This window comes from Comamonas sp. DB36, assembly GCF_057914905.1.
In genome coordinates this window covers 3,647,066-3,670,187 of the sequence record NZ_CP196631.1, presented here as the reverse complement: position 1 = coordinate 3,670,187, position 23,122 = coordinate 3,647,066, and the positions used below count along the sequence as shown (strand labels likewise).

Genomic DNA, 23,122 nt, shown 5'->3' with positions numbered 1-23,122 from the left:
TCACTCCGGGATCATTCTTTGCGGAAAAGTATTTGCGTCACGACCTGGATGTCTTCCCGAGGCCCGAAACCCATCGATGTCACGCGGTACACGAATTTCTTGTCCACCCGCCCGCTGGCGTCGCCGAAAGAATTCCTGTCCGGCAGCACTTCAATGATGTAGCGCGGCTTTTTGACCGGCTGCAGCCCGCTGCTGCCCGACTTGAACGCGCGTCCTGTGAAGTCGCCATAGACCGCTGCGGCAGGGCTGTCGGCTGCCAGATCCACACTGAGCCACAGGGGCTTGCCCGTCACCGTTGCAGGATCGCACAGTCCCTTGCCGGTTCCGGTGGTTCCGCAGCTGCCGATTGCAAATGCCGAAGAATCGTTCTTCGTGAACAGGTTCTTGCGTGTCGCGGTCCCAGGGCCGCGAATGTCGTATTCGGCATCCATGAGGCCGGCCTCTGAGCCTTGCCATGCGATCTGCACGTCGCGTTCGTTGCGCGCGCCGCGTTCGCTCATCATTGAAATCTGTATGGCTCCCATGCCCAGAATGGCGATGATGGCCAGCAGCATCATGACCACGATCAGCGATACGCCGCGCTGGTCGGGCCGCGGGGCGGTGGCAGGCAGAAAAGAAAAGCGTTTGGCGCGCATCAGGTGGCGTCCTGGCGGGTGATCGCTGCATTGCGCAGGTGGATCGTGAATGAGACCGTCTGGCGCAGTCTGCCGTCGGTCTTTGCGGCAAATGTGCTGCCCGGGTCGTCGGCGGAATTCATCAGGCCTTGCGGCCCCAGTGGATACTGTGCGGCAACCGTTCCATTGGACGAGGAACCAGGCGGGCCACGCATGACCATGCCTACGCGTATGGAGCGAACGCGATCCCAGTTGGCATTGGTGTCGGTCAAGCTGCTGGTCACCAGTTGATCTGCGCGAAGGTAGCGCTCGGGAATCGAGTCGGTGGCCGCGCTGGGCGCAGCCCCGGCGGTGACGCCGTCAACGCCGTAAAGCAACTGCAGGCTCTCCACGCCGGGCACCAGCGGCTGCTGCTTCCAGGTGCTGCCGTCGAGCCAGGCGCACATCAGTGTGGGTTCACCCTGGTCCTGCGCGACGTAGAACACGCTGACCATGCGCTCGGACATGGTCGCCGCGGTCGCCGTGGAAGTGGCGCCGCTGCAATCGATCATGGTCTGGTCCGGACCTTCACTGCCGTCGGTCTTGGTGACCGTTCCCATCTGATAGCGCACCACCAGCATGTCGCTGTTGTTGAGGCCGGTCGTCGTGACCGCGTTGGTCGTGCCGTTGATCAACTGGACATCGTAGGCGGCGTTGTTGAATCCTTTGATGCTCGGTTCGATCGCGGCCGTCGTTGACTCCCCGACCTTGAATGCCGCTCCGGCTGTGGTGCTTGCATGCTTGAAATCCAAATATGCAGCCTGCGTCGCCAGGCGGCGAATGATGCTGGTGGCGAAGCGGGCATTGTCGCGCAGCTGTGCGGAAGCATCGACGGCGAGAAAGCCTTGCCGCGACACCGTCAGTGCAGCCACCGCCGCCAGGACGATCAGGCTGCCCAGCAGTAGAGCGACCAATAGCTCGACCAGCGTCATGCCGCGCTGCATCGCGCGGCGACGCGAAGAGTTTTCAGGGCTCATTGATACTTCCTGGCGTGATGGGGAAAGTGACTGCGGGGCGCAGAGCCTTGTCGAAGGCACCGGTATTTGCGGCAGTCACATTGGTGGCGTCCGTGCCGGTCGCGCCGCGCAGCGTGTTGCTGCGAGTCCAGCCAATTTTCAGCATCAAGGTTCCCCCCGTGCCGCTGCAGCTCCACTGCGGCAGCCCGGCTGAATCGTAGGGAGCATTGTCCTGGCAGATGACGACTCTCGCGCCGGGAAGCTCGGGCGGCGTCAGCAATGCGCCCGAGGAGTCCTTGACGCCCGTCACGGCGCGCGTCAGCCACTCATAGACATCGCGCTTGGCGACGAGCTCAATCGAGTCGCAGGTGCCGGTTCCTCCGGGCAGGCCGCACTTGGTTGCGGTCAGCGTCGATGTGCTGCTGACATCGACGAGATACGGGTTATTGGTCAAGGCAATGGCCTGCGCCTTGTTGCCGCGCATCATTTCTGCCATTTCCTCCGCCAGACGCACGGCGGCTGACTGCAGGCGTGCTTCGCGATTGGCCTGCAAGGCGGCGACTTGCAGGCCCACAAGACCCAGCATGCCGAAGCACAGAACTGCAATGCACACGAGAATCTCGACGAGCGAGAAACCTTGTTGGCTCCGGGGAGGGATCACGGGGATTAAATGGAATAAATAGTGACGTCTGATACTACATGTATCCGAGCCAGGGCAGTTGCCGTTCAATCGTCCATTGCTACCGTTTGTCAGGATGGTACGTAGGCCGGTCGATCTTGCCGACCGGCATGGGGACAGGCAATACCAATCAGGATGGCGCGACCTGCATTGCGACCACCGAAGCGCTCAGCTCAGCAATGCCTGGGCGAATTCCTTGGCATTGAACGTTTCCAGATCCTCGAGCTTCTCGCCTACGCCGATGAAATACACGGGAATGGGGCGTTCCTGGGCAATCGCGGCGAGCACGCCGCCCTTGGCCGTGCCGTCGAGCTTGGTCACGATCAGGCCGGTCAGCTGCAGCGCGTCGTCAAACGAGCGCACCTGGGCGAGCGCGTTCTGGCCGGTGTTGCCATCGATCACCAGCAGCACTTCGTGCGGCGCCGTGGCGTCGGCCTTAGTGACCACGCGGCGAATCTTCTTGAGTTCTTCCATCAGGTGCAGCTGCGTAGGCAGGCGGCCCGCGGTATCGACCAGCACCACATCCTTCTTGCGCGCCTTGCCCGCGGTCACGGCGTCGAAGCTCACGGCTGCGGGGTCGCCGCCTTGCTGGCTCACGATTTCAACGGTATTGCGCGTGGCCCAGACGCCCAGCTGCTCGCGTGCGGCTGCGCGGTAGGTGTCGGCCGCGGCCAGCAGCACGCTTGCGCCTTCATCGGCCAGGTGCTTGGTGAGCTTGCCTATGGACGTGGTCTTGCCCGCGCCGTTGACGCCCGCGACCATGATCACGGTGGGTGTGAACTGGCCTATGACCAGGGGCTTCTCGAGCGGCTGCAGCAGGTCGGCAAGCGACTGCGCAAGCAGCTCCTTGACGGCCGAGGGCTCGGTGGCCTTGGTTTCCTTGACGCGGCGCTTGAGGTCGGCGAGCAGATGCTGCGTTGCCTTGACGCCGGTATCGGCCATCAGCAGCGCATCTTCGAGCTCTTCGTACAACGCTTCGTCGATCTTGGTGCCCGTGAACACCGTTGAAATATTGTTGCCGGTCTTGCGCAGTCCGGCCTTGAGCCGGCCCAGCCAGCTGGCGCGCTCCGCCGCAGCAAGGGCAGGAACAGTCGCCGCCTGCGCCGTGGGCGCCACCGGTGGCGCGGCAACAACGACGGGCGGAGCAGCGACCGGCGCCTCGGCCGGTACGGGCTTGGCCGCGCCGAACATCTGGCGCAGGCGGCCCATGGCTCCGGGCGCCGGCTCGCTCGGTGGCGTGGAAATCACCTGCGGACTTCGCACGGCGCCCGTATCCGGCGCGCTCGCGGCAGACTCCGGGATAATGTCCGGAACAATTTCCGGAACATGCTCGTGCTCAATAGGCGCGGACGCGGGCGTACTCACCAGCTCATCGGCGGGTGGTACGGCGGAAGGAAGGGGCTTTTTTTTGAAAAAACTGAACATTGGCGGGTTCGTAGAATCTGAGCATTCTATGAAACGTGCTCTTACCCTCCTGGGCCTCGTGGCCTGCCTGAGCGCCGGGGCGCAAAATTTGCCGCCTGCGAGCCCGCAAAAACCCCCTGCAAAAGCCGCTGCGGCCGCCGTCACCAAGGCGCAGCAGTTCACGCTGGCCAACGGCATGCAGCTGATTGTTCAACCCGATCGGCGCGCGCCCACGGCAGTGCACATGGTCTGGGTGCGCGTGGGCTCGATGGACGAAGTCGACGGCACTTCGGGCGTGGCCCACGTGCTCGAGCACATGATGTTCAAGGGCTCCAAAGCCCTGGCCGCGGGCGAGTTCTCGCGCCGCGTCGCGGCGCTGGGCGGGCGCGACAACGCGTTCACCAGCCGCGACTACACCGGCTATTACCAGCAGATTCCGTCGCAGCGCCTCGAAGATGTGATGCGCCTCGAATCGGACCGTTTTGCGCACAACCAGTGGCCCGACGAGGAGTTCCGCAAGGAACTCGAAGTGGTCAAGGAAGAGCGCCGCATGCGCACCGACGACCAGCCGCGCGCCGCGCTGTTCGAGCAGCTCTATGCGACGGCCTATACGGCTTCGCCCTATCGCCGGCCCGTGGTCGGCTGGATGAGCGACCTGGAAGCGATGACGCCCGACGACGCGCGCGCATTCTTCCGCAAGTGGTATGTGCCGTCCAACGCGGTGGTCGTCGTGGCCGGCGACGTCGATGTCGCCAGGGTCAGGCGCCTGGCCGAGAAGTACTACGGCAGCATCCCCGCCAAGGTCACGCCGGCGCGCAAGCCCCAGGTCGAGCCCGAGCAAAAGGGCCTGCGCCGCGTGGCGCTCAAGCTGCCGGCTGAACAGGCTTTCGTCACGCTGGGCTTCAAGGTGCCTGGCATTTCGCGGCTCGAGAACATCGGTCCCCAGGACAGGGATGCACTGGCGCTGATGATGCTGTCGGAAGTGCTCAGCGGCTACAGCGGTGCGCGCCTGGAGCGCGCGCTGGAACAGGGCCCGCAGCGGGTTGCCGATTCGGCCGGCAGTTCGGCGTCGTTGCTGGGCCGCGGCCCGAGCATGTTCATGCTGACGGGAATTCCCGCGGCGGGCAAGACGGTGGCCGAAGTCGAGGCCGCGCTGCGCGCCGAAGTGCAGCGCGTGGCGCGCGAAGGCGTGGACGCCACCGAGCTGGCACGCGTGAAGACGCAGTGGATTGCGGGCACGGTCTACGAGCGCGATTCGGTGTTCAGCCAGGCGCAGACGCTGGGCAGCTACTGGAGCATGGGAATGCCGATCGATGCCGAGGAGCGCCTGCTGCAGCAGCTGAAACAGATCACTTCGGCCCAGGTCCAGGATGTCGCCGCGCGCTATTTCGGCGACGACCAGCTGACCATTGCCACGCTGGACCCCCAGCCCCTTGATCCGGCCAAGCCCCGCCGTCCCGAGTCTGCCTCCGAGCAGCCCCTGCATTGAGCCAGCTTCGGAGTGAACGCATGAAAGCATTTCCCACACGCACCGCCAGCCTGCTGCTGGCCCTCACCGGCGGCCTGTTCGCCGCCCAGCCGGCCTGGGCGCTGCTGCCTATCCAGCATTGGACCCAGCCCAGCGGTGCCAAGGTCTGGCTGGTCGACAGCCCGGGCATTCCCATGGTCGACGTGCAGGTGGCATTCGACGCCGGCAACCGCCGTGACCCCGCCGATCAGGCCGGCCTGGCCTCGGCCGTGGCGTTGATGGCCTCCAAGGGCGTTCTGGCCAGCGGCGACGCACCGGCCCAGGACGAGAACGCGCTGGGCGAAGCCTGGGCGGACCTGGGCGCGAACTTCGGTGCCGCGGCCGACGATGACGGCTTCAGCTATGTGCTGCGCTCGCTGACCGAGCCCGATCTGCTGGCCAAGGCCACGCGCCTGGCCGCGCGCCAGATCGCCGAGCCCAGCTGGCCGCAGGACATCTGGCAGCGCGACCGCGCGCGCTGGAGCGCCGCGCTCAAGGAAGCCGATACCCGACCCGCGACCGTCGCCGCCAAGGCCTTTTCCGCGGCCGTTTACGGCGGCCACCCCTATGGCCAGCAGACGTCCGAAGCCACGCTGGCGCGCATCGATGTGAGCGCCATGCAGGCGTTTCACCGCAAGCTGATCAATGCCTGCGGCGCGCGCGTGAGCATCGTCGGCGCGCTCGATCGCGCCCAGGCCGATGCGCTGGTCACCCAGTTGCTCGCGCCGCTGCAGGCCCATGACGCCGCCGCCCGGCCTGGTTCGGCCTGCCCGCAGCCGCCCGCGCTGCCCGATGTGCCGGCGCTCAGCGCGGCACGCACCATCGATATTCCGTTTGCCTCGGCCCAGGCCCATGTGCTGATCGGCCAGCCCGGCATCACGCGGCGCAACCCCGATTTTCTGGCCGTGATGGTCGGCAACCATATCCTGGGCGGCGGTGGCTTCACCTCGCGGCTGATGGAGCAGGTGCGTGAAAAGCGCGGCCTGAGCTACAGCGTCTACAGCGGCTTCGCGCCCGGACTGCATGCAGGCGCGTTCCAGATCGGCCTGCAGACCCGCGCCGACCAGGCGCCCGAGGCCGTCAAGGTCTCGCAGCAGGTGCTGGCTGAGTTCGTCGCCAAGGGCCCTACAGCGGCCGAGCTGCGCGCAGCCAAGGACAACCTGGTCGGCGGCTTCGCGCTGCGCATCGACAGCAACCGCAAGCTGCTGTCGAACGTCGCGAACATCGCCTGGAACGATTTACCGCTCGACTATCTCGAGCATTGGACAAAACGCGTCGAGGCTCTGACCGCCGATGAGGTGCGTGCCGCGATGGCCCGCATGCTCCAGCCCGATCGCATGGTGACTGTGGTGGTCGGAGGAAGCAAACAATGAGCCGTTCACGTATTCATATCGATGTGCAATCCATGGCCGTGGCCGATGCGATCAAGGCACTCGAACACAAGACGCGCGTGCGCACGCGCGATCTGCCCGAAGTCGTCGAGGCGCCCGCGCCGCTCAAGGGCAAGGCCTTGAAGGCCGCCAAGGCCGCGGCCGCGGCCAAGGCCGGCACGACCGGCGGCTCGGGTGAGATCCGCATCATCGGCGGCCAGTGGCGGCGCACGCGGCTGTCCGTGGCCCAGCGCCCGGGCCTGCGGCCCACGCCCGACCGCGTGCGCGAAACGCTGTTCAACTGGCTGGGCCAGGACCTCACGGGCTGGCGCTGCATGGATGCCTTCGCGGGCACGGGCGTGCTCGGTTTCGAGGCTGCATCGCGCGGTGCCAAGGACGTGATCATGGTCGAGCTCGATGCCGGTCTGGTCGCGCAGCTGCGGTCCCTGCAGCAGCGCCTCGGGGCTACGGCGGTCAAGGTGCAGCGCGGCGACGGCCTGAGCATCTTGCAGCAGGTCACGGCGGACAGCCTGGATCTGGTGCTGATCGATCCGCCGTTCACCGACAGCGCGCTGTTTCCGTCGGCGCTGCGCGCCGCGCGCAGTGCGGTCAGCGATGACGGCTGGATCTATCTCGAAGGCCCCACGGAGTGGGACGACGCTGCGCTCGCGCCGCTGGGCCTGGTGCGCCAGCGCTTCCTCAAGGCCGGTGCGGTGCATGCGCATCTGCTGCGCAAGGCGCCCATCGTGGCAGCGGTTGCCGCTGCCGAAGAGGCGCCACCGGCCGCGGACTGAGCTGCCGCGCAGCGCGCCGGCGCTTGGGCATAATGCGCCAAGGCCTGCACCCTCACGGTGCAGCGCCGCCCTCTTGCTACTTTGGAGACTTCCACACCATGGCCGAAAACGTGCTTGCCGTCTATCCCGGCACTTTCGATCCGATCACCCTGGGCCATGAGGATGTGGTGCGCCGCGCGACCCAGCTTTTCGGCCGGGTGATCGTCGCCGTGGCCGCAGGTCACCACAAGAAAACGATGTTCAGCCTCGAGGAGCGCATCGCCATGGTGCGCGAGGCAGTCAGCCCCTATCCCCAGGTTGAAGTCGAGAGTTTTTCCGGCCTGCTGCGTGATTTCGTCGTGCAGCGCGGCGGCAAGGCCATGGTGCGCGGGCTGCGCGCGGTGACCGACTTCGACTACGAATTCCAGCTTGCGGGAATGAACCGCACGCTGATGCCTGAAGTGGAAACCGTGTTTCTCACGCCCAGCGACAAGTTCCAGTTCATCAGCAGCACCTTCGTGCGCGAAATCGCGACGCTGGGCGGTGAAGTCGATAAATTTGTCTCGGCCGATGTCTACGCGCGCCTGCGCCAGAAAGTCGCCGGACCCGCCGGCGGCTGACCGGCCGTCATTCAACGGATGACAAGGGCGCCGCCGGCTGTCGCCGCAGCCGGTGCTGCTGCAGCAGTTCGTGCACCCACAGCAACTTGCGGCGTGCGCCCGCGGAGAGCGCAAACGGGTAGGCGTCCTGGTGGCCCAGGCTGCGATTGAGGCTGTTGAGCAGCAGGGTCAGCGGCACCCATTGCTTGAGCATGGCGTTGAAGTCGGGCTGGGTCGGACCAAACGGGTCCTGCACCAGCTGGTCATGGGGCTGGGCCGGGTCGGGCACGGTCACATGGGTCTGGTAGGCGGCAGCCGTTTCCAGCAGGTCGACCATGTGCAGATAGTGCGCCCAGGTCTCGGCCCAGTCTTCCCAGGGGTGGGACTGGGCGTAGCTGCTGATGAACTTCTCCTGCCAGCCTATCAGCTTGTCCTGCTTGGCGTAATAGTTCTGCAGGGCCTGGTCGTAGTCCTCGCGTTCATCGCCGAACAGCGCGCGAAAGCCTTCCAGATGCTCGGTGTCGCGTACCAGCAGGTCCCAGAAGAAATGCCCGCACTCATGGCGCAGATGGCCGATCAGCGTGCGATAGGGTTCGTTCAATGCCAGGCGCCGGCGCGCGCGTTCCTCGTCATCGGCCTCGGCGACGTTGAGCGTGATGGTGCCGCTCGCATGCCCGGTCATCACGGGCGGCTGGCCCGGAACTTCCTCGAGCAGATCGTATTGCGGTGCACGCTCGCCGCGCACCGGCTGCAGTCCCAGGCGCGCGAGACAGTAATAGAGATGGCGCTTGGCGGCTTCTATCTGTTTCCAGCGCCGCAGGTTGGACGGGTCCGACAGATCGGGCAGCCAGCGTGTCTGGCGGCACGACACGCACTGCGCATGGGCATCGCCGCCGGACACCGTAAAGTTGCAGCTGTCGTACAGCGTGCGGTTGCGGCAGAAGCGATAGATCTCGGCTTTGCTGCCTGCAGGCGAGGCGCGCTGCCACCAGCCGCCGTCCAGCGGCTTCATCGCCACCATTTCAAGCGATTGCGGCAGGAAAGCGAGCGCCGCACCGCAGTGCAGGCACTGAACGCTGTCGAAAAAAACCAGATGACCGCATTGGTCGCAATTGAATACCTGCATGGGCCTACTCTAACGACAAAAAGGGCCGGAATTGCTTCCGGCCCTTTTTGTAGGGCGATGTGGGACCTGTTGCCAGGCCCCGCAGCTCAGGGGCGAACCACGATGCTGTTGCGCACTTCACGCACGTGATTGGTCGAGCGTGCGATTTGTTCCGCACGGCTCTTTTCGGTCTGCGACTTGGCAAAGCCGGACAGCTGCACCGTGCCGTTGAGCGTTTCAACGCTGATCGAGCTGGCCGCCACCGACTTGTCTTCGGCCATCTTGGCCTTGACTGCGGTGGTGATGCCGGCGTCATCCACGTAGGAGCCAACGGACTGCTGGTCACGGAAAACGGAACAGCCAGTCGCGGCCACAAGAGTGGCACCGGTAACGACAGCGAAAGCAATGGCGCGGGTGAATTTCATGGTGTCTTCCTTAGAGGTGGATAAATACGTTTTTAGAATGGGACAGGCGTCATGGCCTTGGAGAACAAAGGAAGGTCGCGCCGGCTCAATGCCGTGAACGCGAGCCCCACAGCAGGGCGGTGGCGACGGCGGCGCCGGCGGCAGCTGCGAGCATCAACGATTTTGCGGGCTGATCGACCACATAACGGTTGGTGGCTTCGGCTGCGCACTGGAGCTGGCGGCGCGCACGCTCGGAGCTGTCGGCACAGAAATGGATGCTGCGGTTGGCGAGGTCCTGGGCACGTGCCGCGAGGTCGTCGATCACCGGATTGATTTGCTTTTGAGCGGCTTCAAGGCCTTCCTGGGCCTTGTCGACGGCTTCGGAGGCGACCTTGCGCGTGGCGTTGACGCCTTCCTTGGCGGCTTCGGCGGCGTGGTTCACCAGATCCTTGGTGGCATCAGCGGCTTTTTGGGTGTTGTCTGCAGGGGTATTCGAGCTCATGGATTCCTCCTAATAAATTTCGGTCGCGGCGGCGTGGGGGCAGGCTCAGCGTTTTTTCAACAGGCTCAGCACAAACGTGACGACGGCCATGATCACGAAGATGTAGAACAGGATCTTGGCAATGCCCACTGCGCCTGCGGCGATACCGCCAAAGCCGAAGATGGCTGCAATCAGGGCGATGACCAGAAAAACGACGGCGTAATGCAACATGCAATTCTCCTTAGAAGCCCGCACCGGCAAGCTTGAAAGATTGCTTGCTGCAGGCGTTGCTGTAACAACTACTGTAGGAGTCGGACCGGTGCCGCGCTGCCAGTGTCCAACGGGCGACCTCGTCAGGCTTATGGTGGTTGCCTGAGTGGTCCTGCTCCTACAGCGCCGCGCCGCGCTGCCAGGCCCCAGCCTGGCGCAGGAGTTCAGGCGATGCCGGGTGTCGCCGAAGTGAGCGGGATCACCGCTGAAATGGTCGTGCCCTTGCCCACCTCGGAGGACACGGTCAGCCGCCCGCCAGCGGCTTCGACCCGGTGGCGCATGCCGGCCAGACCGTGCGAGTTGAGGCGCACCGTGGCGGTGTCGAAGCCTTCGCCGTCGTCCTGGATCTGCACCGCGACGTAGGTGGGGTAGTTGTGCACCGTGACCACCGCATGGCTGGCCTTGGCGTACTTGCCGATGTTGGTCAGCGATTCCTGAACGATGCGGTAGACCGTGAGCTGGGTGGTTTCCGACAGCACCACCGGTTCGAGGTTGGCCTCGACTTCGATGTTGCTGCGGTTGGCGAATTCACGCGTGAGGATTTCCAGCGAGGTGATCAGCCCCAGGTTGGCAAGCGATGAAGGGCGCAGGTCTTCGATGATGCGGCGCTTGAGCGCAATGCCGCTGTTGAGGGCTTCGATCAGATGCTGGACGCGCTCGGAAATTTCCGGCGAACTCATGTCTATGCGCGACTTCAGGCGCGCGACATCGAGCTTGGCCGCGGTCAGCAACGCGCCCAGCTCGTCGTGGAGTTCGCGCGCCAGATGGCCGCGCTCGTCTTCGCGCACCTGTTGCAGGTGGTTGGCGAGCTCGGTCAGCGTGGACGTGCGTTCGCGCACCAGCTCCTCGAGGCGCAGGCGTTCGTCATGCTGCAGCGCCTGCTCGCGTTCGTTCGATGCCTGCAGGCTGTGGGCCTGGCGCAGGTACATGTAGAACGCCAGCAGCCCGATGACGGTCACGGTGGCAATGCCTATGCGCGACAGCAGCAGCGATTGTTCGATGTCCGCCTGGCTGATGCGACTGCGCTCGGTGGTGCTTTCCATCAAGGTCCGGCTGTAGGCGCGGATGGCATCCATGTTCTCCTTGCCCAGGTCGGTGAACAGCACGAAGCGCCAGGCCTCCTCGTTGCCCTGACGGTACAGGCGCAGGCTCAGCTCCATTTCCGACAGCTTGCGTGCGACCTGGCGCGACAGCGGCGCGAAGGAGTCGAGGTCGGGGCGCGACGTCATGAAGATGTTGCGCAGGTTGTCGAGGTTGCCGTTCACCGACGCCACGGCTTTTTCGTAGGGTTCGAGGTAGCGCTCGTCGTTGGTGAGCAGGTAGCCGCGCATGCCGGTCTCGGCATCGAGCATGTTCTGCAGCAACATGCTCAGCGATGTGCGAGCGTTGTGAATGTGTGACAGGTTGTCCAGCGCGTCGCGTGAGCGCTTGTATCCTGCCTCATTGATTCCGACGAGCAAAACTGCCGCCAAAATGGCGAGCGGCAAGCTGATTGCGAGCCTGCGTAATTGTGACCAACGCATGTTGTTCCTCCTGCTGAGGAGTTTCAGCGAGATATTCTGCATAATCAAGACACGTCGACACACCGGATTTTCAACAGGTGTGTCGTAACTAAGTGTTCACTTGTGGTAACTGAAGGGCAGTCGCCCGTCTTAGGGAGAAAGACTTCAATGATCAAGATAGGCATTGTGGATGACCACGCTATCGTTCGTTCCGGCCTGCGCCAATTTTTGTCGGAACATGTAGATTTACGGGTGGTGGGCGAGGCCGCCAACGGCCGCGAAGCCATCGATCTGGTGCGCGAGCAGGAAATTGATGTGTTGCTCATGGACCTCTCCATGCCCGGCCAAAGCGGGCTGGATGCACTGGCCATGCTGCGCGCCAAGGCGCCTGAAATGGGGATCCTGATTCTCAGCGGCTATCCCGAAGAGCATTACGCGATCAACCTGATTCGTCAGGGTGCGAGCGGCTATCTCAACAAGGAATGTGATCCGCAGGAGATTGCCGAAGCGATTCGCACGATCGCTCTGGGGCGGCGTTATCTGACGCCGGCCGTGGCCGATCTGCTGGCCCAGCAGCTCAACCGCAAGGACGATGCGCCTGCGCACGAGCAACTGTCGGAGCGCGAGTTCCAGGTGTTTCTGAAGCTGGCACGCGGCGAGACCGCAGGCGACATCGCCAAGTCGCTGTCGCTGAGCGTCAAGACCGTGAGCACCTACCGCACGCGGCTGATGGAGAAGATGGCGCTGTCGTCGAACAGCGATCTGACCTACTACGCGCTCAAGAACCGGCTGATTGATTGAGTTTGTTGGCTTTGTGTTGGGCGCTGAGCTCGACACAATAGTCGACCAGCGCGTCGATCTCGTTGGATTTGTCGAACACTGCGTCGACGCCCAGTTGTGCACAGCGCGTGCGCACGTCGGGCGTCGCGTAGTTGCTGAGCACCACGATCTTCTGGTGCGCAAGGCGTTTGCTGCAGGCGGCCAGCACGCCCAGACCGCTTCCTTGGCGCAGGAACAGGTCAAGAATCGCCACATCCCACTGCCCGGTGTGGCGCGTAAGCCAGTCAGTGCCTTCGAATTCTGTTTCGGCGATGCCTACGGACTCGATCTCGGCCAGCTCTTCGAGCGTGGCAATCAGATTCTCTCTGATGGTGGCATTGTCTTCAACAATATACGTACGCAATTTCACGGTGGTGTCCAGGTAATAGGCGGCTGCCGCAGCTTCGGGACTCTGCGACAGGCGTGGCAGCCCACGTTTCGCTTGGACGTCCATCGGGACATTTTGCCAGCGACTGCGTGCTGCAAAAGTAGGCCGATTCCTACGAATGGTTACCACAAACCGGGCAATGGGTCATCTTGGTGACATGCATGCTCGACCAATCCATGCGCCGGATGTCGAACATGATCAACCGGCCCGTGGCCGGCTGGCCGCAGCCTGCGATCAGCTGCAGCGCCTGCGCGGCCTGCAGGCTGCCCATGGTGCCGACCAGCGGCGCGAACACGCCCATGGTCGAACACTGCTCTTCCTCGAAATGGGCTTCGGGTGGGAACACGCAGGCGTAGCAGGGCGCCTGCTCGTCGCGCGGGTCCACGACCATCAGCTGCGCATCGAAGCGCAGCGCCGCCGCGGCCACCAGAGGAATGCGGTGGCGCACGCAGGCGGCATTGACGAGATGGCGCGTGCGGTAGTTGTCACAGCAGTCGAGCACCACGGTCGCGGTCGGCAGCAGGCGGTCGAGCAGCTCGGCATCCGCGCGCTGCTGCAGCGCCGTGATGCGCACTTCGGGGTTGATGGCGTGCACCGCAGCGCGTATCGACTCGACCTTGGGGCTGCCCACGCGCTCGGTAGTGTGCGCAATCTGGCGCTGCAGGTTGGTCAGATCCACGGTGTCGTCGTCGATCACGGTGATCCGGCCCACGCCCGCGGCGCCGAGGAACAGGGCCGCGGGCGAGCCCAGGCCGCCGGCGCCAATGATCACGGCATGGGCCGCAAGAATGCGCTCCTGGCCTTCGATGCCGATCTCGTCAAGCAGGATGTGCCGCGAATAGCGCAGCAGCTGGTCATCAGTCATGGCGATGGAATGTGGATAGTCCATGAAAAAGGCCGGGCTGTGGGCCCGGCCGTTGCGCTCAGTCTGCCCGGGGGACAGCGGGCGGCTTACTCTTCTTTCTTTTCGATTTCGCGCTCGGTCAGCGTCTTGCTGACAACCACGGTCTGGCCCTTGAGCTGGCGCAAGGCCTGCTGCAGGCGGAAGTCATCGGCCGTGCCGTATTCGGGCAGCTTGCGGTCGGCCGCGGGCTTCTTGGTTTCGGCTTCAAGGCGCTTGCGGGCTTCCTCGCGCGCCTTTTCGCGCGCGGCTTCGGCGGCTTTTTCGTCGCCCTGGCCGCTGCCCAGATGCTTGTCGAGGTCGGCTTCGCGCATGCGCAAGGCGGCAAACATGTCGCCTTCGGCGGTTTCGTCGACCATCACATCGGGCACGATGCCCTTGGCCTGTATCGATTTGCCGCTGGGCGTGTAGTAGCGCGCCGTGGTCAGCTTGATGCCGGTGTCCGGACCCAGGGGACGCACGGTCTGCACCGAGCCCTTGCCGAAGGTCTGACTGCCGAGCACGGTGGCGCGCTTGTGGTCCTGCAGCGCGCCGGCAACGATTTCGCTGGCGGAAGCCGAGCCTTCGTTGACCAGCACCACCACGGGCACTTTCTTGAGCGCGGCGGGCAGGCGTTGCAGCGGATCACCCTGGCCGCGACGCAGGTAGAACTCGGGCGCGGCCTTGTAGATCGCCTTGCTTTCCTCGAGCTGGCCGTTGGTCGAGACCACGGTCGCGCCGTCGGGCAGGAAAGCCGCCGAGATGGCGACGGCGGCATCGAGCAAGCCGCCCGGATCATTGCGCAGGTCGAGCACCAGGCCCTTGAGTCCGGGGTCCTTGGCGTAGATTTCCTCGACCTTGCGCACGAAGTCGTCGACGGTGCGTTCCTGGAACTGGCTCAGGCGAATCCAGGCGTAGCCTGGCTCGATGACCTTGCCCTTGACGGACTGGGTCTTGATTTCCTCGCGCGTGATCGTGACCGGGAAGCTGCGGCTTTCGTCCTTGCGCAGGATGGTCAGCAGCACCTTGGTATTGGGTTCGCCGCGCATGCGCTTGACCGCGTCGTTGAGCGACAGGCCCTTGACGGCGGTGTCGTCGATCTTGGTGATCAAGTCGTTGGTCTTGAGGCCGGCGCGGAATGCGGGCGAGCCTTCGATGGGTGAAACCACCTTGATCAGGCCGTCTTCCTGCGTGATCTCTATGCCAACGCCGACGAAACGCCCGGAAGTGCCTTCCTTGAATTCCTTGAAGGATTTCTTGTCGAAATACTGGGAGTGCGGATCAAGGCTGGCCACCATGCCGGAGATGGCATCGGTGATCAGCTTCTTGTCATCCACAGGCTCGACGTAGTCGGTCTTGATCAGACCGAACACCGCCGACAACTGCTGGATTTCTTCCAGTGGCAGGGGAGACATGGCGCCACGGGCCATGGTCTGCAGGGACACCGTGGTCAATGCACCGGCAAGAACGCCCGCGGAGACCCATCCAGCAATTTTGAGTTTTTGGCCCATAAAACACCTTTACCGCTTCAATATACACCTGACAGGTGTCTGCCCCACGCGGTTGACCGGGGCAGCCTTGAGACACCGGCGCGCGACGCACCGGTGCTCTATTGTGCCGTCTTGTGGAAGGCCGTGCCGGCTAAGCTCAGGCTTTTCCTTGCGCCGCCACGGCCGCAGCCGCCTTGGCAGCGGCTTCGGCGTCGCCCAGATAGTATTTGCGCAGCGGCTTGAGGTTGTCGTCGAGCTCGTACACCAGCGGAATGCCGTTGGGCACGTTCACGCCGACGATTTCGTCGTCGGAGATGTTGTCCAGATATTTGATCAGGGCGCGGATCGAGTTGCCATGTGCGGCGACCACGACGCGCTTGCCGGCCAGGATGGCGGGCGCCATCGCTTCGTTCCAGAATGGAATGACGCGGGCCACGGTGTCCTTGAGGCATTCGGTCAGCGGAATCTGCTCGGGCTGCAGCTTGGCGTAGCGCACATCGCCGCGCTCGCTGCGTTCGTCCGTGGGCTCGAGCGCCGGCGGCGGAATGTCGTAGCTGCGGCGCCATTGCAGCACCTGCGCGTCGCCGTATTGCTTGGCCATGTCGGCCTTGTTGAGGCCTTGCAGGCCGCCATAATGGCGTTCGTTGAGGCGCCAGCTGTGGACCACGGGCAGCCAGGTGCGGTCCATTTCATCCAGCGTGTGCCAGAGAGTGCGCGTGGCGCGCTTGAGCACGCTGGTATAGGCCACGTCGAAGTCATAGCCTTCGGCCTTGAGCAGACGGCCGGCGTTCTTCGCCTGTTCCACGCCGGTGGGGGTCAAATCCACATCGGTCCAGCCGGTGAAGCGGTTTTCGAGGTTCCAGGTGGATTCACCGTGGCGTATCAGAACGAGCTTGAACATGGGGTCCCTTAAGACGACAAAGCAGGAGATGACCGGAGGTCAAAGACTGCCATTCTAAAATTGACCGGTTTGCCAACCCAAGGAATGACGTGAATTTCATCATCGATAACTGGTATTTAATTTTGCTGGCGCTGGTTTCCGGCGCCATGCTGCTCGCTCCCATGCTCAAGGGCGGTACGGGCGGAACGCTTTCGGCCGCGAATGCAGTGCAACTGATCAACCGCGAGAAGGCTGTGGTGATCGATGTCTGCGAGCCCGAGGAATATGCCGCAGGCCATGTCAACGGTTCGCGCAACGTGCCCCTGGGCGAGCTGCAGGAGCGCCTGCCCAGCATCGTGAAGAACAAGGCCTTGCCGGTGATCCTGGTCTGCGCCAAGGGACCGCGCGCCCAGCGCGCCGAAGGCATTGCCCGCAAGCTCGGCTATCCCCGCGCCCAGGCGCTGGCCGGCGGCATGAAATCCTGGCGCGAAGCCAACCTGCCGATTGAAAAAGGCTGAACCGACCCCATCTGTGGGTCTTGTCCCCCTTAGAAGAAAGAACTCCGATGCAAGCTGTGAAGATGTACACCACCGCTGTCTGCCCTTACTGCATTCGTGCAAAGCAGATTCTGAAGTCCAAGGGCGTGGAGCAGATCGACGAGATCCGCATCGACATGGATCCGGCCGCGCGTGACGTCATGATGAAGACCACGGGCCGGCGCACGGTGCCGCAGATCTTCATCGGCGAGACCCATGTGGGTGGCTGCGACGACCTGATCGCGCTCGACGCGCAGGGAGGCCTGCAGCCCCTGCTCGCGGCCTGATCGCCGGCGCAGATTGGCCGCGGCACTGTCCGCGGCTGCATAATGCTTTTCCCAAGTGCCTGCTGCGGGAGCGTCTCCCGGGCGGGCTTTGTTTTGATTCCGGTTCGTTTAAGTGAGAAAGACCGACGCCATGGCCGACCAAGAAAATCCCGTATTCCAGATTCAGCGCGTTTACCTCAAGGATTTGTCGCTTGAGCAGCCCAACTCGCCCGCAATCCTGCTGGAACAAGAGCAGCCCAGCGTCGACATCCAGCTGGGTGTCGAAGCCACCCCCGTGGCCGAAGGCGTGTATGAAGTCGCCGTAACCGCGACCGTGCAGACCAAGATCCAGGACAAGACCGTGTTCCTGGTCGAAGCCAAGCAAGCCGGCATCTTCGAGATCCGCAACATTCCCGAAGACCAGATGGGCGCCGTGATCGGCATCGCCTGCCCGCAGATCATCTATCCCTACCTGCGCGGCAACGTCGCCGACGTCGTGACGCGCGCCGGTTTCCCGCCCGTGCACCTCGCCGAAATCAACTTCCAGGCGATGTACGAGCAGCAGCAGGCCCAGGCCGCTGCCCAGGGCGCTGACGCCAACCCCGCACTGCAATAAGTCGCCACCGAGGGCGCGCGGCCGCGCCGCGCCGCCCTCGCGCCGGTCCATGCGGATTCAAGCCATGAATATTCTCGTCATCGGTGCCGGAGCCTGGGGCACGGCGCTGGCCATGAGCGCGGCCGCGCATCCCGCGGGCCATGCGGTCCGGCTCTGGGCACGCGACGCGGCCCAGGCCCAGGCGATGCGCGCGGCGCGCGAAAACACGCGCTATCTCGCGGGCATCGCCTTCCCCCCCGGTCTCACGGTCATCGATGGCGACATCACGGCCGCCGCAGCCCAGGCCGAATTGATCATTGTCGCCACGCCGATGGCGGCGCTGCGCGAATGGCTGCAGCGCCTGGCGCAAAGCCGCGCGCCCGTCGCCTGGCTCAGCAAGGGCTTCGAGGCCGCGTCCCAATCCGGCGCCGCCGGCCTGATGGCGCACGAAGTCTGCGCGGCCGTCGCTCCCCAACTGCGCGCCGGCGTTTTCAGCGGTCCGAGCTTTGCGCTCGAAGTCGCGCGCCAGCAGCCCACGGCGCTGGTCGCGGCCAGCAGCCATGCGCAGGTCAGCGAAGCGCTGGTCGCGGCTTTCCACAGCAGCCATGTGCGCGTCTATGCCAGCACCGACATCGTCGGTGTCGAAGTCGGCGGCGCGGTGAAGAACGTGCTGGCCATCGCCACCGGCCTGTGCGACGGCCTGCAGCTGGGCCTCAACGCGCGCGCGGCCCTCATCACGCGCGGCCTGGCGGAAATGACACGATTGGGGCTGGCGCTGGGCGCGACCGAAAAGACCTTCATGGGCCTGTCGGGCCTGGGCGACCTGGTGCTCACGGCCACCGGCGACCTGTCGCGCAACCGCAAGGTCGGCCTGCTGCTGGCCGAAGGCAAGACGCTGGACGAGGCCGTGCAATCGCTGGGCCATGTGGCCGAAGGCGTGTACAGCGCGCGCACCGTGCTGCAGCGCGCGCAGCTCGTGGGCGTAGACATGCCGATCACGGAAACCGTGGTGGCCTTGCTCGACGGCCGGCTGCATGTGAGCGAAGCCGTCAAGTCATTGATGGCCAGGGATCCCAGGGAAGAGTAGCCTGAGGGCCTGCTCGAGAGCAGGCCGCATCGAACCTCTCCATGCCGGTCCCCCTGAGCCGGTCTAAGGGCGTTTCAGCGCGTGCCGCTCAAAGCCCCAATTCCAGCGCCAGCAATTGCTCCACCGTCTGCCGGCGGCGAATGAGCTGCACGCGTTCGCCGTCGACCAGCACTTCGGCGGCCAGGGGACGCGTGTTGTAGTTGCTTGACATCGACGCGCCATAGGCGCCGGTGTCGTGGATCACCAGCAGGTCACCCACGGTCGCGCCGGCAAGCGAACGCGGCAGCACCACGCCGCCGTCGCCCTGGGTGAACACGTCGCCCGACTCGCACAGCGGGCCCGCCACCACGCTGTCGCGCGCCGGCAGGCTCACGCCGTCGCGGCGCTCGATGTGCATGGCATGGAAGCTGCCGTACATCGACGGGCGCATCAGTTCGTTGAAACCCGTGTCGACCAGCACGAAGTGGTTGTTGCCCGCGTTCTTGGTGGCGCGCACCGTGCCCAGCAGCACGCCCGATTCGGCGACGAGGAAGCGGCCGGGCTCGATTTCCAGGCCCAGCGCATGGCCCACGATGGCTTCGGCCTGCTTGCGCGCCGCGTCCCAGAGGCCGTGGTAGTGGGCGGTGTCTATCACCGGCTCGCCTGCGCGGTAGGGAATCGACAGGCCGCCGCCGGCCGAGATCGCTTCGAGGTCATGGCCCGCGTCCTTGGTGGTCTGCACCAGCTGGACCATGGCGCCGCAGACTTCCGACAGATGGCCGTAGTCCACGCCCGAGCCGATGTGCATGTGCAGCCCGGCCAGGTGCAGGCCGCCGCTGCGGATCGCGGCCAGCGCTTCGAGCAGGTCGGTGTGCCAGATGCCGTGCTTGCTGTGCTCGCCGCCGGTATTGGTCTTGTTGCTGTGGCCGTGGCCGAAACCGGGGTTGATGCGCAGCCAGACCGCATGGCCGGGCGAGGCCGCGGCCAGCTGGTGCAGCATGTCGATAGAGCCGGCGTTCACGGGCACCTGGTGCGCGACCACGGTGGCCAGCGTGGCTTCGTCCATCACGTCGGCCGTGAAGACGATTTCGGCGTGGGCGCCGCCGGGCTGGAAGCCCGCGGCCAGCGCGCGCTCGATCTCGCCGCGCGAGACCGCGTCGACCTTCACGCCCTGTTCGCGCATCAGCTTGAGGATGTGGATGTTGGAGCAGGCCTTCTGCGCGAAGCGGATGGTGTCGAAGCGCGACAGCTCGGCAATGCGCGCGCGTATGGTCGCGGCGTCATAGACCCACAGCGGCGTGCCGAATTGGTCGGCCAGCGACCACAGTTGGGCGGAAGTGAAAGGGCAGGTCATTGCAGTGCGGCCAGAGGCAAAAAGAGGGAGGGGCGCAGGGCAGCTTGCCCGCGAAATGGCCGCCATCATGCGCGCGTCTGTGCATGCCGTCCAATGCTTTGTTTTTCCCATGTCATTCATTTTCGATATGCTTTGGCGATGACTTCCCGCATCACCCACCGCCATATCGAAGTCTTTCGCGCCGTCATGACCACGGGCAGCGCCACGGGCGCGGCCGCGTTGCTCGCGAGTTCCCAGCCCACGGTGAGCCGCGAGCTCGCGCGCCTGGAGCAGTTGCTGGGCTATGCGCTGTTCGCGCGCAGCCAGGGGCGGCTGCGGCCCAACGCGCGCGCGCTGGCGTTGTGGGACGAAGTCCAGCGCTCGTGGCAGGGGCTGGAACGCGTGGTCGACAAGGCGCTGGCGCTGGGCCGGGCCGAGGACGCGCAGATCAGCGTGCTGTGCTTGCCGGCGCTGAGCCATGCGCTGCTGCCCGGCGCCGCTGCCCGGCTGCTGGCGCACTATCCGCAGGCCAGGCTCGCGGTCACGCCGCAGGAGTCGCCGTTGCTCGAGGAATGGATGGCGGCGCAGCGCTTCGACCTGGGCCTGAGCGAGCATGAAACCGCGCCCGCTGGCACCCAGGCCTTGCCGCTGCTGGCGCTCGACGAAGTCTGCGTGCTGCCTGCGGGCCATGCGCTGGCGGCGCGCGCCGTGCTGCACGCCCAGGATTTCGCCGGCCAGCCATTCGTGAGCCTCTCGGCCGACGATCCCTACCGGCGCCAGATCGACGCGGTGTTCGCGCAGGCGGGGGTGGCGCGCGATCTGCGCGTGCAGACGCACAATGCGGTGGCGGTCTGCGCCATGGTCGAGCAGGGGCTGGGCCTGGCCATCGTCAATCCGCTCACGGCCCTGGCCTGCGCCAGCGAGCGGCTGCTGTGGCGGCCGCTGGCGTTCTCGATTCCGTTTCGCGTGCAGGCATTGCTGCCGCTGCACCGGCCCGCGCTGCCCGAAGTGCAGCCGCTGCTGCAGGCCTTGCAGGACGAGGCGGCGGCGCTGGCGCGGCGGCTTTCAGCCACCGGTTGACGGCGGGCAACGTTGCGGCCTGCCCACGGGCTTGGAATTGGTCACAAATTCCTGTTCGCGGCGCACGCTATGCGTCTAGACTTCGGGCCCATGAATGACTGGACCGACAAAGAGGCCATCCGCGCACTGGCCCGCCACGATGTGGCGCTGGCGCTGCAAGAAGATGTGGGCGCAGGCGACCTGACGGCTGCACTGATAGATCCGGCACGCCGCGCGCGGGCGCGCGTGATCGTGCGTGAAAGCGCCGTTCTGTGCGGCGGACCCTGGGTCGAGGAAGCGCTGCGTGCGCTCGATCCGGGTGTGATGATCACCTGGCATGCGCAGGAAGGCCAGCGTCTGGCGGCCAACGCGCTGGTGTTCGAAGCCCAAGGCCAGGCGCGCGCGCTGCTGTCGGCCGAGCGCACGGCGCTGAACTTCCTGCAGCTGCTGTCGGGCGTGGCGACCAAGACCGCCGAGTATGTGGCCGCAGTGGACGGCACGCGCGCGAAGATTGTCGACACGCGCAAGACGCTGCCTGGCCTGCGCCTGGCGCAGAAGTACGCGGTGCACAGCGGCGGCGGCAGCAACCACCGCATAGGCCTGCATGACGCGGTGCTGATCAAGGAAAATCACATTGCGGCCGCCGGCGGCATCGCCGCCGTGCTGGGCGCGGCCCAGGCCGTGGCCAGCACGGCCGCATTCATCGAGATCGAGGTGGAGAACCTCGACGAGCTGCACGAGGCGCTCGATGCGGGTGCGAAGATGGTGCTGCTCGACAATATGCCGCTCGACATGCTGCGCACGGCCGTGGAAATCAACGCCGGGCGCGCGGTGCTGGAGATCTCGGGCGGGGTGACGCTTGAAGGCCTGCGCACGCTGGCCGAGACCGGCGTAGACCGCATTTCTATCGGCGGCCTGACCAAGGATGTGCGCGCCACCGACTTCTCTATGCGCATGGAGGAAATATGATTGCCATCGCCGATGCACGCATGGACGTGGAGTACGAGCAGCCGCTGAGCGACGCGGGCGTCTGCGCCACGCGCCATGCCTGGGCGCGCGTGCCGGCAGAGCCTGCGCCTGCCGAGCGCGCGGCGCTCAAGGACCGCATCCGTGCGCTGCTCAAGGAGAAGAACGCGGTCATGGTGTCGCATTTCTACGTGCACCCCGATCTGCAGGATCTGGCCGAGGAAACCGGCGGCCTGGTCAGCGACTCGCTGGAAATGGCGCGCTTCGGCCGCGACCATGCGGCGCAGACGCTGGTGGTGTCGGGCGTGAAGTTCATGGGCGAAACGTCCAAGATCCTGTCGCCGCACAAGACCGTGCTGATGCCCGACCTCGATGCCACCTGCTCGCTGGACCTGGGCTGCCCCGTCGACGATTTCAGCGCATTCTGCGACCAGCATCCCGACCGCACGGTCGTGGTCTATGCGAACACCAGCGCCGCCGTGAAGGCGCGCGCCGACTGGGTCGTGACCTCGAGCTGCGCGCTCGATATCGTGCGCGCGCTCCAGGCCGACGGCCAGAAGATCCTCTGGGCGCCCGACCGCCATCTGGGTGGCTATATCCAGCGCGAGACCGGCGCCGACATGGTGATGTGGAACGGCGCCTGCATCGTGCATGACGAATTCAAGGCCTTCGAGCTCGAAGCGCTCAAGCGCGAGCACCCGGGCGCCAAGGTGCTGGTGCATCCCGAAAGCCCGGCCGATGTGGTGGCGCTGGCCGATGCCGTGGGCTCGACTTCGGGCATCCTGAACGCCGCGCGCGACATGGACGCCAGCGAGTTCATCGTTGCCACCGATAACGGCATGCTGCACAAGCTGCGCACGCTGTTTCCGCACAAGCGCTTCATCGAGGCGCCGACGGCCGGCAACAGCGCCACCTGCAAGAGCTGCGCCCACTGCCCGTGGATGGCAATGAACGGCCTGGCCGGGGTTGCCGATGTGCTCGAGACCGGCCGCAACGCGATCCATGTCGATCCGGCGTTGATTCCGCGCGCGCGCCAGCCCATAGACCGCATGCTGGCATTCACCGCGGCGCTCAGGAGCGGTGCGCCCATTGCGGGCTTGGTGCCGCATCTCGGCGCCGCCTGAGTCCTGGCGGGATAATG

At 65.1% G+C, this 23,122-nt stretch carries 26 protein-coding genes; 12 read left to right on the top strand and 14 right to left on the bottom strand.

The genetic code is table 11. The features are described from left to right. Positions 1–11: 11 nt before the first annotated feature. From ACSVDO_RS17190 to ftsY, 4 genes are all read right to left on the bottom strand, one after another. On the bottom strand, positions 12–635 hold the full coding sequence (locus tag ACSVDO_RS17190; RefSeq protein WP_332681186.1) for a pilus assembly PilX family protein: 624 nt from the start codon (positions 633–635) through the stop codon (positions 12–14). Continuing rightward, a complete protein-coding gene (locus tag ACSVDO_RS17185; RefSeq protein ID WP_489593610.1) occupies positions 635–1,585 on the bottom strand; it encodes a PilW family protein in 951 nt (316 codons plus the stop codon). The genes ACSVDO_RS17190 and ACSVDO_RS17185 overlap by 1 nt, the downstream gene beginning before the upstream one ends. A 34-nt stretch (positions 1,586–1,619) precedes the next feature. Beyond that, positions 1,620–2,270 carry a type IV pilus modification protein PilV gene (pilV, locus tag ACSVDO_RS17180; RefSeq protein ID WP_332536197.1) on the bottom strand — a complete coding sequence of 217 codons (651 nt, stop codon included), beginning with the start codon at positions 2,268–2,270 and terminating at the stop codon, positions 1,620–1,622. A 186-nt stretch (positions 2,271–2,456) separates the two neighbouring features. Then, positions 2,457–3,713 (bottom strand): signal recognition particle-docking protein FtsY, encoded by a 1,257-nt coding sequence (ftsY, locus tag ACSVDO_RS17175; RefSeq protein ID WP_489593608.1) that lies wholly within the window; start codon positions 3,711–3,713, stop codon positions 2,457–2,459. Between the two features lie 28 nt (positions 3,714–3,741). Here ftsY and ACSVDO_RS17170 point away from each other — a divergent pair, with 28 nt between their 5' ends. From ACSVDO_RS17170 to coaD, 4 genes are all read left to right on the top strand, one after another. Further along, positions 3,742–5,181: a M16 family metallopeptidase gene (locus ACSVDO_RS17170; RefSeq protein ID WP_489593606.1), complete on the top strand. Its 1,440-nt coding sequence runs from the start codon at positions 3,742–3,744 to the stop codon at positions 5,179–5,181. Between the two features lie 20 nt (positions 5,182–5,201). Next, positions 5,202–6,572: a M16 family metallopeptidase gene (locus tag ACSVDO_RS17165; protein ID WP_489593604.1), complete on the top strand. Its 1,371-nt coding sequence runs from the start codon at positions 5,202–5,204 to the stop codon at positions 6,570–6,572. Then, complete coding sequence (gene rsmD / locus ACSVDO_RS17160) at positions 6,569–7,363, top strand: 16S rRNA (guanine(966)-N(2))-methyltransferase RsmD (RefSeq protein WP_489593602.1); 795 nt, start codon at positions 6,569–6,571, stop codon at positions 7,361–7,363. Before ACSVDO_RS17165 ends, rsmD begins: the two co-directional genes overlap by 4 nt. Positions 7,364–7,461: 98 nt before the next feature. Then, entirely contained in the window at positions 7,462–7,962 is a 501-nt protein-coding gene (coaD, locus tag ACSVDO_RS17155; protein ID WP_332536206.1) for a pantetheine-phosphate adenylyltransferase, read from the top strand. A gap of 7 nt (positions 7,963–7,969) precedes the next feature. Here coaD and ACSVDO_RS17150 read toward each other — a convergent pair whose 3' ends face one another. The 5 genes from ACSVDO_RS17150 to ACSVDO_RS17130 all read right to left on the bottom strand — a co-directional run bounded on the left by ACSVDO_RS17150 (position 7,970) and on the right by ACSVDO_RS17130 (position 11,724). Continuing rightward, positions 7,970–9,067: a zinc-binding metallopeptidase family protein gene (locus tag ACSVDO_RS17150; RefSeq protein ID WP_489593599.1), complete on the bottom strand. Its 1,098-nt coding sequence runs from the start codon at positions 9,065–9,067 to the stop codon at positions 7,970–7,972. A gap of 86 nt (positions 9,068–9,153) precedes the next feature. Next, positions 9,154–9,471, bottom strand: coding sequence for a BON domain-containing protein (locus tag ACSVDO_RS17145; RefSeq protein WP_332536209.1), 318 nt, complete (start codon positions 9,469–9,471; stop codon positions 9,154–9,156). A gap of 85 nt (positions 9,472–9,556) precedes the next feature. Next, entirely contained in the window at positions 9,557–9,952 is a 396-nt protein-coding gene (locus tag ACSVDO_RS17140; protein ID WP_489593597.1) for a hypothetical protein, read from the bottom strand. A 45-nt stretch (positions 9,953–9,997) separates the two neighbouring features. Then, positions 9,998–10,162 carry a DUF1328 domain-containing protein gene (locus ACSVDO_RS17135; protein ID WP_213300659.1) on the bottom strand — a complete coding sequence of 55 codons (165 nt, stop codon included), beginning with the start codon at positions 10,160–10,162 and terminating at the stop codon, positions 9,998–10,000. 203 nt (positions 10,163–10,365) lie between these two features. After that, complete coding sequence (locus ACSVDO_RS17130; protein WP_332536212.1) at positions 10,366–11,724, bottom strand: sensor histidine kinase; 1,359 nt, start codon at positions 11,722–11,724, stop codon at positions 10,366–10,368. 147 nt (positions 11,725–11,871) lie between these two features. Here ACSVDO_RS17130 and ACSVDO_RS17125 point away from each other — a divergent pair, with 147 nt between their 5' ends. Further along, a complete protein-coding gene (locus ACSVDO_RS17125) occupies positions 11,872–12,504 on the top strand; it encodes a response regulator (RefSeq protein ID WP_175502977.1) in 633 nt (210 codons plus the stop codon). Here the strand turns inward: ACSVDO_RS17125 and ACSVDO_RS17120 are convergent. The 4 genes from ACSVDO_RS17120 to gpmA all read right to left on the bottom strand — a co-directional run bounded on the left by ACSVDO_RS17120 (position 12,482) and on the right by gpmA (position 16,181). After that, complete coding sequence (locus ACSVDO_RS17120) at positions 12,482–12,892, bottom strand: response regulator (RefSeq protein WP_332536274.1); 411 nt, start codon at positions 12,890–12,892, stop codon at positions 12,482–12,484. The genes ACSVDO_RS17125 and ACSVDO_RS17120 overlap by 23 nt on opposite strands. Positions 12,893–13,022: 130 nt before the next feature. Next, complete coding sequence (locus tag ACSVDO_RS17115; RefSeq protein WP_332536214.1) at positions 13,023–13,775, bottom strand: HesA/MoeB/ThiF family protein; 753 nt, start codon at positions 13,773–13,775, stop codon at positions 13,023–13,025. An 86-nt stretch (positions 13,776–13,861) separates the two neighbouring features. Continuing rightward, positions 13,862–15,301: a S41 family peptidase gene (locus ACSVDO_RS17110; RefSeq protein WP_332536216.1), complete on the bottom strand. Its 1,440-nt coding sequence runs from the start codon at positions 15,299–15,301 to the stop codon at positions 13,862–13,864. Positions 15,302–15,437: 136 nt separating this feature from the next. After that, on the bottom strand, positions 15,438–16,181 hold the full coding sequence (gpmA, locus tag ACSVDO_RS17105) for a 2,3-diphosphoglycerate-dependent phosphoglycerate mutase (protein ID WP_332536218.1): 744 nt from the start codon (positions 16,179–16,181) through the stop codon (positions 15,438–15,440). Between the two features lie 89 nt (positions 16,182–16,270). Between gpmA and ACSVDO_RS17100 the strand changes: the two genes are divergently transcribed. The 4 genes from ACSVDO_RS17100 (at position 16,271) to ACSVDO_RS17085 (ending at position 18,644) form a co-directional block, all read left to right on the top strand. Then, positions 16,271–16,678 (top strand): rhodanese-like domain-containing protein, encoded by a 408-nt coding sequence (locus tag ACSVDO_RS17100; RefSeq protein ID WP_332536220.1) that lies wholly within the window; start codon positions 16,271–16,273, stop codon positions 16,676–16,678. Between the two features lie 47 nt (positions 16,679–16,725). After that, complete coding sequence (gene grxC / locus ACSVDO_RS17095; protein WP_332536222.1) at positions 16,726–16,983, top strand: glutaredoxin 3; 258 nt, start codon at positions 16,726–16,728, stop codon at positions 16,981–16,983. Between the two features lie 130 nt (positions 16,984–17,113). After that, positions 17,114–17,578: a protein-export chaperone SecB gene (secB, locus tag ACSVDO_RS17090; protein WP_332536223.1), complete on the top strand. Its 465-nt coding sequence runs from the start codon at positions 17,114–17,116 to the stop codon at positions 17,576–17,578. A gap of 64 nt (positions 17,579–17,642) precedes the next feature. Then, positions 17,643–18,644 (top strand): NAD(P)H-dependent glycerol-3-phosphate dehydrogenase, encoded by a 1,002-nt coding sequence (locus ACSVDO_RS17085; RefSeq protein ID WP_332536224.1) that lies wholly within the window; start codon positions 17,643–17,645, stop codon positions 18,642–18,644. A gap of 88 nt (positions 18,645–18,732) precedes the next feature. On the opposite strand, the gene lysA is transcribed toward ACSVDO_RS17085, so the two are convergent. Continuing rightward, the gene (gene lysA / locus ACSVDO_RS17080; protein WP_489593592.1) at positions 18,733–19,977 is read right to left on the bottom strand and encodes a diaminopimelate decarboxylase; all 1,245 of its coding nucleotides are present in this window, start codon (positions 19,975–19,977) and stop codon (positions 18,733–18,735) included. Positions 19,978–20,115: 138 nt separating this feature from the next. Here lysA and ACSVDO_RS17075 point away from each other — a divergent pair, with 138 nt between their 5' ends. From ACSVDO_RS17075 to nadA, 3 genes are all read left to right on the top strand, one after another. Continuing rightward, positions 20,116–21,036 carry a LysR family transcriptional regulator gene (locus ACSVDO_RS17075; RefSeq protein WP_489593591.1) on the top strand — a complete coding sequence of 307 codons (921 nt, stop codon included), beginning with the start codon at positions 20,116–20,118 and terminating at the stop codon, positions 21,034–21,036. A gap of 90 nt (positions 21,037–21,126) precedes the next feature. Further along, positions 21,127–21,984 (top strand): carboxylating nicotinate-nucleotide diphosphorylase, encoded by an 858-nt coding sequence (nadC, locus tag ACSVDO_RS17070; protein WP_489593589.1) that lies wholly within the window; start codon positions 21,127–21,129, stop codon positions 21,982–21,984. Beyond that, positions 21,981–23,105, top strand: coding sequence for a quinolinate synthase NadA (nadA, locus tag ACSVDO_RS17065; RefSeq protein ID WP_489593586.1), 1,125 nt, complete (start codon positions 21,981–21,983; stop codon positions 23,103–23,105). Before nadC ends, nadA begins: the two co-directional genes overlap by 4 nt. Positions 23,106–23,122: the final 17 nt, after the last annotated feature.